At 73.1% G+C, this 14,386-nt stretch carries 12 protein-coding genes; 7 read left to right on the forward strand and 5 right to left on the reverse strand.

Annotation, left to right across the window (positions count from 1 at the left end; all coding sequences use genetic code 11):
- The first annotated feature begins 70 nt into the window (after nucleotides 1-70).
- The 3 genes from WMF27_RS00945 (at nucleotide 71) to WMF27_RS00955 (ending at nucleotide 1,470) form a co-directional block, all read left to right on the forward strand.
- Complete coding sequence (locus tag WMF27_RS00945) at nucleotides 71-415, forward strand: hypothetical protein (protein ID WP_437769991.1); 345 nt, start codon at nucleotides 71-73, stop codon at nucleotides 413-415.
- Nucleotides 412-1,191 (forward strand): hypothetical protein, encoded by a 780-nt coding sequence (locus WMF27_RS00950; protein WP_437943727.1) that lies wholly within the window; start codon nucleotides 412-414, stop codon nucleotides 1,189-1,191. Before WMF27_RS00945 ends, WMF27_RS00950 begins: the two co-directional genes overlap by 4 nt.
- A gap of 123 nt (nucleotides 1,192-1,314) precedes the next feature.
- Complete coding sequence (locus tag WMF27_RS00955; RefSeq protein WP_437762145.1) at nucleotides 1,315-1,470, forward strand: hypothetical protein; 156 nt, start codon at nucleotides 1,315-1,317, stop codon at nucleotides 1,468-1,470.
- A 24-nt stretch (nucleotides 1,471-1,494) separates the two neighbouring features.
- Here WMF27_RS00955 and WMF27_RS00960 read toward each other — a convergent pair whose 3' ends face one another.
- Entirely contained in the window at nucleotides 1,495-2,835 is a 1,341-nt protein-coding gene (locus WMF27_RS00960) for a sigma-70 family RNA polymerase sigma factor (protein ID WP_437762144.1), read from the reverse strand.
- A gap of 649 nt (nucleotides 2,836-3,484) precedes the next feature.
- Between WMF27_RS00960 and WMF27_RS00965 the strand changes: the two genes are divergently transcribed.
- Entirely contained in the window at nucleotides 3,485-3,844 is a 360-nt protein-coding gene (locus WMF27_RS00965) for an arsenate reductase family protein (RefSeq protein ID WP_437762143.1), read from the forward strand.
- A 145-nt stretch (nucleotides 3,845-3,989) separates the two neighbouring features.
- Here the strand turns inward: WMF27_RS00965 and WMF27_RS00970 are convergent, their stop codons facing one another.
- Entirely contained in the window at nucleotides 3,990-4,610 is a 621-nt protein-coding gene (locus WMF27_RS00970) for a hypothetical protein (RefSeq protein ID WP_437943728.1), read from the reverse strand.
- A gap of 162 nt (nucleotides 4,611-4,772) precedes the next feature.
- On the opposite strand from WMF27_RS00970, the gene WMF27_RS00975 reads away from it, so the two are divergent.
- Nucleotides 4,773-5,198 carry a hypothetical protein gene (locus WMF27_RS00975; protein WP_437762141.1) on the forward strand — a complete coding sequence of 142 codons (426 nt, stop codon included), beginning with the start codon at nucleotides 4,773-4,775 and terminating at the stop codon, nucleotides 5,196-5,198.
- A gap of 176 nt (nucleotides 5,199-5,374) precedes the next feature.
- On the opposite strand, the gene WMF27_RS00980 is transcribed toward WMF27_RS00975, so the two are convergent.
- Nucleotides 5,375-6,220 (reverse strand): DUF4142 domain-containing protein, encoded by an 846-nt coding sequence (locus WMF27_RS00980; protein ID WP_437762140.1) that lies wholly within the window; start codon nucleotides 6,218-6,220, stop codon nucleotides 5,375-5,377.
- On the opposite strand from WMF27_RS00980, the gene WMF27_RS00985 reads away from it, so the two are divergent.
- Together WMF27_RS00985 and WMF27_RS00990 are read left to right on the forward strand one after the other, a co-directional pair.
- The gene (locus tag WMF27_RS00985) at nucleotides 6,200-6,652 is read left to right on the forward strand and encodes a hypothetical protein (protein ID WP_437762139.1); all 453 of its coding nucleotides are present in this window, start codon (nucleotides 6,200-6,202) and stop codon (nucleotides 6,650-6,652) included. The genes WMF27_RS00980 and WMF27_RS00985 overlap by 21 nt on opposite strands.
- Before the next feature lie 447 nt (nucleotides 6,653-7,099).
- Nucleotides 7,100-9,457, forward strand: coding sequence for an ATP-binding protein (locus WMF27_RS00990; protein WP_437943729.1), 2,358 nt, complete (start codon nucleotides 7,100-7,102; stop codon nucleotides 9,455-9,457).
- A 63-nt stretch (nucleotides 9,458-9,520) separates the two neighbouring features.
- Here the strand turns inward: WMF27_RS00990 and WMF27_RS00995 are convergent, their stop codons facing one another.
- The gene (locus WMF27_RS00995) at nucleotides 9,521-10,726 is read right to left on the reverse strand and encodes an ABC transporter permease (RefSeq protein ID WP_437762137.1); all 1,206 of its coding nucleotides are present in this window, start codon (nucleotides 10,724-10,726) and stop codon (nucleotides 9,521-9,523) included.
- Nucleotides 10,727-10,809: 83 nt separating this feature from the next.
- Entirely contained in the window at nucleotides 10,810-14,304 is a 3,495-nt protein-coding gene (locus WMF27_RS01000) for a PD-(D/E)XK nuclease family protein (protein ID WP_437762136.1), read from the reverse strand.
- Between the last annotated feature and the right edge of the window lie 82 nt (nucleotides 14,305-14,386).

Below are 14,386 nucleotides of genomic sequence, written 5' to 3' on the forward strand. Positions count from 1 at the left end.
CCGCGGACCCCGTGCGTCTCGCCACTGATCCGTGGCACACGCGCGCGCTCTTCGACGAGGGGAGGGGCAGGTGCTGGGGGATGACATGGGCGGCTCCCTCGGCGTCCTGCCGGCGGGCTACGCCGACATTTCCGGGGGCGCGGACGTCGTGGCTGGTGGGCGTTGCCCGGTGCCACCGCGCAACGTGCCCGGCCTGGAGGGCGTGGTTGAGCTCGCGGCCGACGGGCTCGTGGAGGCGGACGACCCGTCGCTCGAGTTCACGTGCGCCGTGCGCAGTGCCGACACTGTGGTCTGCTGGGGTGAGAACCGGAGCCACCTGCTCGGCTCGGCCACCGTGAGGAGCGAGCCCGCGCTCGTCCTTCCTCCTTCCTTCCTTCCTCAACCTGGGTGGGTTCCCGCTGCGCGCGCGGGGTGACGCGCGTTGCCGCCGGCGAAGCGCAGGCGTGCGCCCTCGACGCGCAGGGCGACGTGTGGTGCTGGGGAGACGGTGCCGTCGGAGCTGCCAGCAAGGAGGGCGGGCGCGGCGCGACCGACGTTGCGGCGGGCGGGCGGGCGGCGGGCGCGTGCCACAGCTGCGCTGCGCTCGGAACGGGACAGGTGGCGTGCTGGGGTTGTAACCTCAACGGCCAGAGCGGCGGCGGGCCCATCGTCGACTGCGCCGACGAGGTCCTCGTCGTCACCCTCGTTGAGGGCGTCGCCGGTGCGAAGGCCGTCGTCGCCGGCGGGCGGCACGGCTGCGCGCTGCTCGACGACGGCGGCGTCGTGTGCTGGGGCTCCAAACAGAGCGGCCAGCTCGGCTCCGAGGAGACCAACCTGGTCTCCGCGCCGGTGCTGGCGGCGCTCGACGGCGCGCCGCGTGGTTCCTCGCGGCCGTGGCAGGGATGGCCGGCGCCCTCGTCTCGGGCGCTGCTCTCGCCGATCCGGTGCGGCCCTTTCAGATGGATCTCGCCTTCGGCGCGCGCGCGGGCAGCGGCGTACGGGTCTTGGAGGGCAGGCTGTTTCTCGGCTGGTGCGGGTCTACCGGCCCCGACAGCGCGTCGTGGGTCCCGTACTTCTCCGCGGGGCTCTCGGCGAGCGCAGGCTCGACCGACGTTGACGATCGCCGCGGCTTCGACGGCCAGGTGCGCGTCGCGCGCTACGCGCTCGGTCCCGAGCTCCGCGCCGGCTTTGCCGGCGAGAGCAGCCCGATGAACCACTACGTCTATCTGGCCGTCGCGCCGGTCTACCTCTTCGCCGGGACGCTGAGCGACAAGCTCCCCGAGGCCGGCGGCGCGCTCGGCGCGCGCGGCCCTCGGCCTGCCCGTGAAGTGGCGCATGATCTTCGGGAGCCGGGACGAGCGGCTGTGCGACGGCAAGGACGACTGCCTGCTCGTCGATGCCCTGCGCTTCCTCGTCCCCAACCACGTCGAGCTCGCGTACGAGAACGTGGCCGGCGCGCCGGCTGAGCGGGGCGGCGGGTACAGCTTCTGAAGCGCGCCGGCGCCTCCCGCGCCCTCACCCCTCGAGATAGGAGCCGAGCTCTCGCTGCCGCGAGCGCGTCCGGAGCTTCTCGAGCAGCTTCGCCTCGATCTGACGGATGCGCTCCCGCGTCAGCGAGAACGACTGCCCGATCTCCTCGAGCGTCTCGTCCTCGTTGCCGTCGAGGCCGAAGCGGCGCCGCAGGAGCTCGCGCTCACGCGGCTGCAGCGAGTCGAGCAGCTCGCGCGTCTGCTCGATCAGCCGGCGCCGGGCCAGCATGTCCGCGGGCGTGGGCTCGTCGTTGGCCAGCAGATCGCCGTACCGGGTATCGCCCTCCTCGCCGACGGGGGCGTCGAGGCTGAGCGGCTCGAGCGCGAGCTCGCTGATCACCCGCACCTTCTCCACGGTGAGGCCGCTGCGCTCCGCGATCTCCTCGACGGAAGGCTCGCGCCCCCGCTCCTGCACCAGATCTCGCCGGGCGCGCACCACCTGGCTCCGGATCGCGGTGAGGTGGACCGGCATCCGAACGGGCTTTCCCTGGTTGAGGATCGTCCTCTTGATCGCCTGCTTGATCCACCACGCGGCGTAGGTGCCGAAGCGGTGGCCGCGGCGGTACTCGAACTTGTCGGCGGCGCGGATCAGGCCGAGGTTCCCCTCCTGCACGAGGTCCAGCAGCGGGACGCCGAAGCGCTGGTGCTCCCGCGCGATGGCGACCGCGAGCCGGAGGTTCGCCTGGACGAGCTCGGACTTCGCCTGCGCGACGGCGCGGCGCCCCCGGGCGATCGCCGCGATCGTGGCCTCGATCGCGGCGCGCTCCGCCTTGTCCGCCACGGCCGCTGCTGCGCGAAGGCTCCGCTCGATGCGCTCCTCGAAGGTCGGATCGAGGCGCAGCTCGGCGAGGCCCGCGGCGAGGCCCGCGAGGGCGGTCTCCACGCCGTCCTCGGTGATCTGCCGGCCGAGGAGCGAGCGGGCGAGATCGAGCAGCACTGCGAGCCGCTTCGCGCAGGCGTCCGCCTCGGGATCACCCGCGTCGGCCTCGCACAGCAGATCCCGGAGGCTGAGCGCCCCGACCTGGACGTCCTCCGCCGTCGAGGCGAGCTCGCGCAGCGCGACGGGCGACCGGACCCACGCCTCGAAGCAGGCGAGCGCGCCCGCCTCGATACGACGGCCGATCGCGACCTCGCCCTCGCGCGTCAGCGGCTGGCTGCCGGCGAGCGCCCGGAAGTAGAGCTCGGTCGCGCCAAGCGTGGCTTGCGCGCCGGCGGTCTTCGCGCGCCGAGCTGGCGCGCGCTCGCCCGCGCGTCCACCCGCGGAAGCGATGGAAACGGGATGACTCGATTCGGACTCGCTCGTCGAGAGCGAGGGACGGAACCTCATTCAATGCGCTCCAGTGTTGCCGCTGCGTCGTACCCGACCGCGAAGGGTGTGAGGGGGCACGATCATCAATGCGCCTCGATATCCTAACCGCTGAGGACGTAAATAGGAAAACGAATCGACCGCCGACATCGCGCATTTCCACGGCGTTTTTCGGTGTTGTTGCCCCGCTCGGCGCGGCCCGTTCTCGTTGTCCTGGGATGGCGGCGCGCGCGTGTGCGTTGCCGGACGAGCGGACGCGTCCCGCTCGATCGCGCTGCGGGGCGGAGGAGCGGGCGTTGGAGGGCGCGACGTGAGGGCGCTGGCGGACGGCCTCGAGAGGGGGCGCTCTTGAACCGACAGGGGCGGCCTCGGAGGGGGCGGAGCGAGGTCGCCGCCTGTCTGGTGGAGCGGCCGCGACGGGGCGGAGCGCTCCGAGACGGCAGCGGACGGCAACGTAGGTCGGAAGAATCGGCAACGTAGGTCGGAAGAATCGATCCTTGCGCGCGGCGGCGCTGCTGCTGAGCCGCGCTTCGAGGCGATGCGCTTCGGGCACGACGCGGAGCGTCCTGCGCGCCGCTGGCCCTGCGCCGTTCGGGCAGCGGTTGCTATGCTCCACGCCCGCGCTGCCCTCCGGAGCGCGCAGTAGCCATTCCACCGAGGAGCGACGCGCATGATCCAGATCTTCGGCACGGCCAAGTGCAAGGCGACGCGGGCGGCGCAGCGGTTCTTCGCCGACCGGGGCATCAAGGTGCAGCTCGTCGATCTGCGCGAGAAGGGTCTCTCCAAGGGGGAGCTCGCGAGCGTAGCGCGCGCGGTGGGCGGCGTGCGCGCGCTTTACGATGAGGAGAGCGCGCGGGTGAAGGAGCGAGGTCTCCAGCACCTCGGCCCGAGCGATGCGCGGATCGCGGAGCTCCTCGTCGACGATCCGCTCCTGCTCCGCACGCCCATCGTGCGCGACGGGACGCGCGCCTGCGTGGGCGCGGCCGAGGCGACCTGGAGGGCCTTCGCGGACGCCGCGAAGGGCGGGTAGCGGAAGGGCGGGCGAGGGGATCGGGGGAGGCTGGGCTCGCGCGCGGGCCGAGGCGACCTCGAAGGGAGCGCGGTCATGCCGCGACTCGCGTCGCCGCCTCGTCGCTGGTGCATGCGCAACGATTGTGCCAACGCCGAGGCGGCAGTCAGCGCTCGGGGCGCCTCTCCTCGACGTGGTGCCGTCGACGCTCCACGCGATGCTTCTTCGCCGGCTTCGCTGGCTTCGCCGGATTCGCCGGCCTGACCGAGGCCCCCGCCCTGACCGAGGCCCCCGCCCTCACCGAGGTTGCCGGCCTGACCGAGGTCCCCGCCCTGACCGAGGTCCCCGCCCTGACCGTCGCTGCCGGCCTGACCGTGGTTGCGCGGTGCACGTGGTGATGGTGATGGTGGCCGTGTCGCTCGAAGCCGACGCGGTAGCGGACCAGGGCGCGTGGCTCGTCCCGGTAGTACACCCAGCCGTGGTGCGACGGGTAGTACCAGCGGCCGTCCACGTAGTAGACGTAGGTCCCGCGGTAGTACACGCGCGGGTAGGTCTCGACATGGACCGGCGCCGCTGCGATGTGAACGACCGGCTCCTCGTACACCGCGAACTCCTGGTACGTGACGGTCGCATGCGCCGGCGCAGCGGCCCTGGTGTGGACTTCTGCCGCGCACCCGGTCGCGCCGAGGAGCGCGAGCGCAACGAGCGCGACCAGCACGGCGAGCCTGCTGCTGCGCGGCTGAGCGCGCGCCGCAGCTCTGGGGGAGGAAATATCGAGGCCTGGCACGTTCATCTCCATGGGGGTTCACAGGAGCAACTGCGGTGCCACCCGGCGAAGGCGGAGCGCCGCCGCGTGGCACCGCAGGGCGCCGCTCGCTGGTATAGCGCTTGCTGCCGTGCCGCGCATCGGCGCGACAGCGCCAGACTTGGATAAAGGAAGGCGATCCTCATGAAACTTTCGAAGGTGCTCACCGGCCTCGCTGGCTGCGTCCTCGCCACCGCTTCGCTCACGGGGTGCATCGTCGTCGATCATGACGATGACCACGATCACCTCACGCGCGGCTCGCTCACCGTCGCCCTGACCATCGACGGCAGCGACGACCCGTGGGCGTGCTTCGATTACGACGTGAGCGGGGTCGCGGTCAGCGTCGAGGACGAGGATGGCTTCCTCGTCCTCGAGGCGGTGGGGGACTGCGATGATCTCGGCCTCACCATCGACGGCCTCTCCGAGGGGTACTATGACGTCGATGTCTGGCTCGTGGATTTCGACGGAGACGCGATGAGCGATATCGTGCGCGTCGAGAGCGTCGACGTGTTCGACGGCGCCGACACGGTTGTGGAGGTCGACTTCCCGTGGACGTGGATCGACGCATGACGCGCGCGGCTCGCCTGAGCGACCGCGCGCAGGCGCCTACTCGACCGCGATCGCGGTCACGAGACCATGGACGCCGTTATTGGATTGGGTAGGCGGGGTCGCGCTCGGGGTGCTCGGCGCTCGCGAAGGCCGCGAGCAGGCGCCGTCGCCGCCGCCCTGCGGGACATGAAGCCCTGTTACTGGGACTTCTGCGATTCCCCTTGCCGCTGCGCGTAGGCCTGGGGGCCTTGCTGCTGGCCGAGCTGGGCGCCCTGCCGCTGGCCGGGCTGCACCTGGCTGACCTGTCCGCGTTGCTGCTGTCCGCGTTGCTGCTGGCCGAGCTGGGCGCCCTGCCGCTGGCCGGGCTGCATCTGGCTGACCTGTCCGCGTTGCTGCTGTCCGCGTTGCTGCTGGCCGAGCTGGGCGCCCTGCCGCTGGCCGGGCTGCATCTGGCTGACCTGTCCGCGTTGCTGCTGGCCGACCTGGATGCCCTGCTGCTGGCCGACCTGGATGCCCTGCTGCTGGCCGGTTTGCGCCCAGCCGAACTGGCCGCGTTGCTGCTGGCCGTGCTGGGTGCCTTCCTGTTGGGTGCGTTGCTGCTGGCCGCCTGTCTGCTGCTCGTGGAGCAGCAAGCAGAACAGCTGCTCGGCCTCCGTCAGGTGCTGCTCGACGTCCGCTCGCATCGCCTTCACGCTGGTTCGTATCCTGGCGTTCTCCGCGTTCGCGACGCCCGGCACGTCGAGGAGCTCGAGGGCGCGGCGATGGAAGGAGATCTGAGCCCAGATGAAGGCCGTGTCGAACTCGGCGCCTTCCTCCTCTTCCAGCGCTCCGCTCATCTCGGTCGAGCTCTCGTTGAGCTCCCGGCAGCGCGGGCACGACTCCATGTTCATCCCTGAATCTCGCGAGCCCGCGCCGATCTGCTCGGACTGGGAGTGCTCCTCGACGATCTGCTCGGCGTAGCGCTTCACGTCCGGGGACTCGGCCTTGTCCAAGGCGATCTGCGACAGATCCACCTCCTTCTGGTGGATGAACGAGATCAGCATCGTGAGCTCCGCGTCCGACGGCTGCTGCGTCGCGCCGCGCTCTCCGCGGCCTCCCTGCCTGTCGCCCTGACTGCCGATCTGTCCGCGGCCCCCTTGCCTGCCGCCTTGATGGCCGGCCTGCTCGCCGCACATCTGCCTGTCGCCCGCGCGCTGGCCGCCGGCCCGTTCGCCGCCCTGTCTGCCGCCTTGATGACCGGGCTGCTCGCGGCCTCCCTGCCTGCCGCCTGCCTGCGCTCCACCGCCCCTCCCGGCGCCTCGCGCGCCGTCTCGGCCCGTCTGTCCGTGGCTCCTGCCGTCGGGGCCCGTGCCGGTCCGATCTTGCCCATCCGTTCCACCGCGATTCGTCTCGGCGTCATCGTCGCTGCCGAGGCAGCCGCCGGCCCCCGCGAGGACAAAGCTCCCAGCGAACATGATCGCCATGAGGCGACCTGAACGATTGCCCATCATTGCTTGCTCCTTGGCCGACACCGGCGCGCTGTCGCGCTCACCTGCCGGTTATCGGCCCCGAACATCTGGGTTCGGGAAGCGAGGATGGTGAGCGAGGTGGAGCCCTAAGCCTGCATCGTCATTTCCCCGAGCGCCCCTGCGCCCCTGCGCGATCGCGCCGAGAGTCGCAGTCCTGCTCGGCGTCGACCCAGACCCAGCCGGCGCGCAGCGGCCGGCCCGGCGATCGATCATGATCCCAAGGACCCGCTCGGGCACTCGCCCGCGCGAGGGCGCGCCGGCGCCGTCCGCCCGCGCCTGCGCGCCGCGCGCCGAGGAACCCGCTCGGCCGGGGTCGCGCCGCCTTCCGCCGCGCCATCGATGCGCGTAAGCTCCGGCGACGTCCGACCGAGCGCCGCCTCGGCCCTCTGCCGAGGCGCCGGTCGCCGTCATCCTATGAGAACCTCCGCGCACAACGGCCCGTCTCCCGGGCCCGCCGCCCGCGTCGATACGACGGACATCGAGGCCCTGAAGCGTGAGCTCGAGCGGCTCCACGCCGTGGGGTCCCGGGATCGCGGGTGGCTCGACGCCGTGCTCGAGCACAGCCCGCACGGCGTCATCCTCTGCGACGCCTCCGGGAAGCTCGTCCTGCACAACCGGGCGGCAGAGCGCATCTGGGCCGGCAGCGCCTCGACCGAATCGATCGACGACTGGACGCTGTATCGCGCCTTCCACGAGGGCGGCCGCCCGTACGAGGCAAAGGACTGGGCCATGGCCCGCGCGATGTCCGAACGACGGGTCATCGAGAGCGAGGAGACCCGGATTCAGCGCTTCGACGGGACGTATGGCATGGTCCTCGGGAGCGCCGCCCCCATCATCGGGCCTGGCGGAGAGCTCGAGGGCGGGATCTCGGTGTTCGCCGACATCTCGCGCCTCAAGCAGGTCGAGGCCGAGCGCGGCGAGCTCGCCGCGCAGCTCACGAGGCAGGTCGAGGAGCTCGATCGCCGCGCCCGGCTCACCCAGGCGCTGCTCGCGGTCAGCACCGCGCTGGGCGGCGCCGTGACGGTCGAGCAGGTGTCCGCCGCCGTCGTGAGCAACATCCACCGGGTGCTCGGCGCCTCGACGACGATGATGTACACGGCGGACGACGCGGCCGGCGTCGCGGCGCTCGTCGACCACTCGGGGCTCGAGGAGCAGCGCACGAGCCCTTACGCGAGGGTGCCCCTCGACGCCCGACTGCCGCTCTCGGACGCGCTCCGGGAGCGCCGCCCCATCTGGGTGGACACGAGGCAAAGCCTGCACGCCGCGTACCCCGAGCTCGCGGCCCTGCGGCCTGTCCGCGACGACGTGAAGGCGCTCGCCGTCCTGCCGATCGTCGCCCACGCGGCGCTGCTCGGCGGCCTCGCGTTCACGTTCGCGAACGAGCGGGCGTGGAGCCCCGAAGAGCGCGAGTTCCTGCTCAGCGTGGCGGCGCAGTGCGCGTCGGCGCTGGACAGGGCGCGCCTCCTCGAGCGGGAGCGCGAGGCCCGGGCGCGCGCGGAGATGCTCGCGGCGGAGCTCGAGCGGCAGCAGGCGACGCTCCGCCTCCTGAGCGAGGCGGGCGCCGCGCTCTCCGGCTCGCTCGACGTCGCGTCGCGGCTCACGCAGCTGACCCACCTGGCGGTCCCCACCCTGGCCGACTGGTGCGCGGTCGACATGCTGAACGGCGATTCCATCGAGCGCGTGGCCGTCCACCACTGCGATCCCGCGAAGATCGAGCTCGCCGAGCGCCTCCGCGCGATGGCCCCGCCCCGGCCCGACGCCCCGGCGGGCGTGCCCGCGGTGATCCGCGCCGGTCGCTCCGAGTGGATGGCCGACATCCCGGACGCCGCCATCGAGTCCGCGGCGCTGAGCCCCGCGCATCTTCGCCTGATCCGGTCGCTCGGGCTGAGGTCGTATGTCGTCGTCCCGCTCCGGGCGCACGACCGGACCATCGGCGCGCTGACGCTGGTCCACGCGGAGTCGGGCCGTCGCTTCAGCCAGGCGGACGTCGCGCTCGCCGAGGAGCTCGGGAGCCGCGTCGCCCTGCTGATCGACAACGCGAGGCGGTTCCAGGAGGCGCAATCGCTCATCCGCGCGCTGGAGCGGACCAACGCCGAGCTCGACCAGTTCGCGTACGTGACGAGCCACGATCTGAAGGCCCCCCTCCGGGGCATCGCCAGCCTCGCCCAGTGGATCGAGGAGGACCTCTCCGACAAGCTCACCGCGGACACGCGCCATCAGATGGAGCTCCTGCGCGGGCGCGTGCGGCGCATGGAGGCCTTGATTGAGGGAATCCTGGCCTACTCCCGCGCCACGAGGTTCCGCCAGAAGCCGGAGAGCGTCGACCTCGAGAGGCTGGCGAGGGAGGTGGTCGAGCTCATCGCACCGAGGCCGCCCGCGCGGGTGGCGCTCGACGTGCCGCCGGCGACCCTGCGGACTTACAGGGTGCCCTTGCAACAGGTGCTCATGAACCTCGTCACGAACGGCCTCAAGCACGCGGGCCGCGAGGACGCGGCGGTCTCCGTGTCCGCCCGGGAGCACGGCGACAGGATCGAGGTCTCCGTGTCCGACAACGGGCCTGGTATCGCGCCAGCGTTCCAGGAGAAGGTGTGGGGGATGTTCCAGACGCTGCAGGCGAGGGACAAGGTGGAGAGCACGGGGATCGGCCTCGCCATCGTGCGAAAGATCGTGGAGAGCCGCGGCGGGCGGGCGTGGGTCGAGTCGGACGGCAAGAGCGGCGCGACGTTCCGGTTCACGTGGCCCAGGAGGGAAGAGGCGGAGGGCGCCGGGTAGTCGTCGCGCCCGCCGAGCTGCCCGGGAGCGCGCTGCCAGCGACGGGCTCGGGGGACGAGGTGCTCAGTTCGAGGGCTTCGGCATCTGGAACACCACGGCTTCCTCTTCGGCTTCTAGGTTGTTGATGTTCCAGTAGATGGACCCGCAGTCGACGGCGATCTCGAAGAAGTACGGCTGCCCGGTCGCGAGGGTGACCGCGTCCCCCATGCCGAGGTGCGCCCTCCGCACCTCGCCTTTCCCCTCGCTGTTCATGTAAACGGTCCAGTAGAGGAACTCGTCGTCCACCGCGAGCGACTTGGCGACGGCCTGAGCGTCGACCGTGGTGGTGAACGGCGGGGTGCTCGGCGCCGCGCTCGTCGCCTTGGACTGGATCGCGCCGGTGCCGTCGGTCACCCAGTGCACGACGCCGTTGGCGAGGATGAGCGCTGACGGGTAGCCGTTGGTCTCCGCGAAGACCTCGGCGGTCTCGCCGAGGGCGTCCTTCGGCTTGCGCAGGATCTGGCGCGCGAAATACTCCGACCAGTAGATGTGCGTCGCGTCGACGGCGACGCCGACCACCTGCTCGCCGGAGGCGACCTGCTCGGCCAGCGCCTGGCTGCCGTCGGCCTTCGCTCGCCAGACGGCTGTGGGCGTCTGCGTCGCCCAGTAGATGCTGTCGCCGAACGAGGCGATGCGGCCGAAGCCCGTGACGACATGCTCGCCCTCCGGCGGGGGGACCGTCGCGATCCGGATCGGGCTCGAGCTCGGCGGATCGATGGAGATCCCCAGCACGTCGCCGTTGCCCCAGTTGGTCCACGAGAGCTGCCCGCCCGAGTAGGTGACCCAGGCGGTATCTCCGAAGCCGAGGGTGCCCGGGAGCGTGCGCGCGGCCCCGCCGTCCTTCGGGATGGCGACGATGGCCTGGTTGCTGGCCATGAGCACGAGATCCCGGGTGACCACCATGCCCTTCGCATTGGACCCGAGCTCCCCTGGTATCTGCGTCACGGGGCACTCCCCCACGGCGCAGTTCGACGGGGGGCACGACGGCGTGCCCCCGGCGCTGCCGCCGTCGCCGCCGTTGCCGTCATCGCCGCCGGTGCCATCGCCGCCGTCTCCGCCGGTGCCCGACGTCATCTGGGAAGAGCCTCCGTCCCCGGATCCCGTGGTCGTCGTCGAGGAAGCGGAGGAAGCCCCCTCCGTGCCAGGCTCGATGCCGAAAATGAGATTGCAACCGGTGCCCGTCGCCGCGAGCGCGAGCAGGGCGCAGGGCAAAGCGATCTTGCTGTGCATGATGGAGTGTATACATCCCCGGCCACGCCCCCGGCGATCGCGGGCCGCCGGCCGGGGGCGACGCTTCCGTGCGACACCCGCGCTCACGCGAGCCGTCGGAGCTGCTCCAGCCGGCGCCGCGGCTCGATGTCGCGCCGCTTGATCTTCCCGGTCCTGAGCTCCTCGTAGGGCCCGCACACCGGCCGGTAATCGCACTGCGCGCACGCCCCCTCCGCCGGCATCGGCAGGAGGGCCGCCTTGTCGATCGCGTCCCCGATGATCCCCGCCACCTGGGCGGCCGCGTCGCGCGCCCGCGCGTCCAGGTAGATCGGCACCTCCGTGAACCCGCCGGCGGAGGTGCAGTAATAGAGCCGCCCGGACTCGACCTGCGTGCCCGGGGGCATGAGCTTCTCCAGCGCGAGCGCGTAGAGGACCGGCTGGAGCGTGCCGCCGCCGCTCACGACCGCGTCGCGCGGCGCCCGCGCCTTGCCCGTCTTGTAGTCGGTCGCCCGCATCGCGCCCCACACGCTCCGCTCGACCAGGTCGATCGAGCCCCGGAGCCGGACGCCGCAGTCGAGCTCCACGGGCGCGTCCGAGCTCCCCGGATCGCGGGTGGCGAGGCGGCGCGGCAGCCCGAACGACAGCTCGAAATGGATCGGCTCCCAGTCGCGGTCCTCCGCGGCGCGCCGCAGCCACTCCCGGAGGTCGGCCCGCACCGACGCGATGCCGTCGTCCCAGACGCGCCGGATCGCCGGCGCGAGCTCGTCCGCGTAGCGCGCGGCGACGCGGTCGAGCGCCCGATCGAGCTCGGCCCGCGCCTCGTCGAGCGCTGGCAGGCCGAGCGGCAGCTTGCCCGCGTCGCGCAGGGCGACCAGCACCTCGTAGAGCACGTCGTGCACGAGCCGGCCGCGCTGGAGCGGGTCGAGCTCCTCGATCGCCTCGGGCGCCGGGCGCGGGGCGAGCCTGTGCACGGCGTAGAGGAAGAAGCGGTAAGGGCACGCGGCGAAGTGCTGGAGGGCGGTCGGCGAGAACGACCTGCGCCCGAACGCGTGCTTCGCGAGCGCCTCGCGCGCCTCCGCGATCGGCTTGAACAGCCCGTCGGCGCTCGTCCAGCCCGGGATCCAGCGCCGCGCGCGGAACCGGAGCGCCCGCGCGAGGTGGGGGTTGGCGTTGAGCAGGTAGCGCGCGGTGCCGACCGTCTGCGCCTCCGGCAGGCTGAAGAGCGTCTCGAGGAGCGCGAGGTCGTGCTCGGCCGCGTCGATGGCGTCCTCGGGCCGCGCGGGCGCGGGCCAGCCGATGCGCGCGGCGCCGCCCTGCTCGGCGCGGCGCTCGAGCTCCCCGAAGCCGGGCAGCCTGCCCTCGGCCGCGCGCAGGAGCTCGAGGCCGTAGAACGAGGGCACCCGAGGGCGGGACTGATCCATGTCCACGCGCGGGTACGACACGACGAGCCGCTGGCGGGCCGCGCCGACCGCGAGCCGGAGCGCGAGGCGCTCGCGCGCCACGCGGTCGTCGCTCGTGTCGAGGCCCGAGTCGCCCCCGGCGATCGTCCGGCGGAGGGCGTCGCGGAGGATCGGGTCCTCGACGACCTTCTGCGGGAAGATCCGCTCGGCGAGCCCGGGGACGAAGACCACGTCGAACGAGCGCCCGCGGGCGCCCTCGATGGGCGAGACGAAGAGGCGCCCGTCGCGGCGGGCGGCCGGCGGCAGCACGAGGTCGGTGAGGCGGCGCGAGAGGCAGAGGCGGATCTCGCCGAGGTCCACCGGGCCGACGTGCGCCATCGGCGCGAGCTCGGCGAGCACGGCGAGCACACGCTCGGGCCGCCGGAGCGCGCGCGTCGCGAGGGCCGAGAGGCGGCGCTGCCACTCGCCGAAGGTCGCGCGCTCGCCCGGGCCGGGCAGCGCCGCGAGCAGCGGCAGCGCGAAGGCGCGGAGGGCCGAGAGGTCCGCGAGCGTCCGCGCGACGCGCGCGGCGTCGCGATCCTCGGGGGCGCGGGAGAGCGAAAGCCGGAGCTCCCGCTCGAAGCCCGAGAGCCGCGCCTCCCACCGATCGAGCCCGCCGATCACCGCCGCGTCGACGAGGATGCGCTCCCAGCGCCGCGGGGCGCGCAGGGTGCCGTCGTGCACGGGGGCGTCGGGGCTTTGGGCTGTCGGATCGGGCGTCGGGGCTGTCGGATCGGGGTTTGGAGCTGTCGGATCGGGGTTCTGGGCGGCCGGACGGAAGCTTTTCCCTGGCGGATCGAACCCGAGATCTTCCCCCGCCATCTCGTCGTCCGGAGGCGCCTCGTCGAAGCCGCCGCGCAGGAGCTCGGGGAAGAGATCGTCGTCCGGCGGCACCCAGCGATCGGCCTCGGGCGCGGCCGGCGGCGGCTCGCCCGCGGGCGTCGCGTCGGGGACCTGCGCGAGCGAGAGGTACTCGGCGAAGCGCGACGCCGACAGGTGCTCGGCGGCGCACGCGAGCAGCGCGAGCAGCGCGCGGCCCGCCGGGTCGGGCTGCACCGAGCCCTGCGCGAAGTGCGCAGGGATCCCGGCACGGCGCAGCGCCTCGACGAGGTGCGCGCGGTACTGCTCGGGCGCGCGCAGGAGGACCGCCATCCGCTCGAACGGCACGCCGCGGGCGGCCTCGCGCAGCGCGATGCGCGCGAGCTCCACGCACTCCCGGCTCTCGCCGGGCGCGGAGAGGATCTCGACCTCGTCGCCGAGCCCGGGGGCCTCGTCGGTCAGCGGGTCGAACAGGTGCTCCTGCAGGCGCGCGAGCGAGGTGCTGGGCGCCACCGGCGGCGGCTCGTCGCCCGCGCCGTCGTCGGCGCCGTCGTCCACGCCATTGCCCGCGCCGGCGCCGTCGTGCGCGGCGGAGACCGCGGTCAGCGAGACCCGCCGCGGCGGCGATCGGAGCGCCGCCTGCAGGTGGCGCAGCGAGGCGGCGTCGCCGGCCGGCACCGTGGCGAGCGCGTCGGGCGAGCGTGCGGCGACGGCCTCGAGGAGCTCGCGCTCCAGCGCGAACCGCACGGGCAGGTCGAGCAGGAGCATCGGCAGCCCGAGCAGCGGGTGGCGCGAGCGGGGGGCGCCGTCGTCCGCGGCCCGGGCGCGCTCGGCCGCGAGGCGCAGGACGATCGCGCGATCGGCGAGCCCCGCGTCGTCCAGGGCGGCGTCGAACGCGTGGGCGATGCGGTCGAGATCGGCCGGCGCGAGCGCGTCCGGCGCGACGCCGGAGAGCCGCGCCTCGTCGAGCGTCCGCGCGACGGCGCGCGGCAGCCCGGGTCGATCCGCGACGCGGGCGAAGCGGCCGAGCAGCCCGTCCTGCGCGAGCCCGTCGAGGGTGCGCGCGCAGAGAGCCTCGATGGCGAGCGGGCTGGCCGGGACGAGGCCGCGCTCGGCGAGCGCCGGCATCGCGAGCGCGGCGGCGAGGCGCCCCAGGGTGAGCCGGTGCCAGCCGAAGGTGGCGCGGCGGCCGCGGATCGACGCGCGGGCGAGCTCGCTCACGGCCTCGACCGAGGCGCCGACGAGGAGCACGCGCTCCGCGGGGCGCCGGCGGCGCAGCCAGCCCACGGCCCGATCGAGGCGGGCGGCGGCGCTGGGGGAGGTGATGACGGCGTGGGGCACGGGGGGGCTCGGGAGGCGGCGGGGAGGTGATGACCGACGCTTACGAGCCTGGCAATCCGGCGTTGGTCGAGCCCGAAGTGTA

Source organism: Sorangium sp. So ce281, from assembly GCF_051527395.1.
Taxonomy (GTDB): Bacteria; Myxococcota_A; Polyangia; order Polyangiales; family Polyangiaceae; genus Sorangium; species Sorangium cellulosum_B.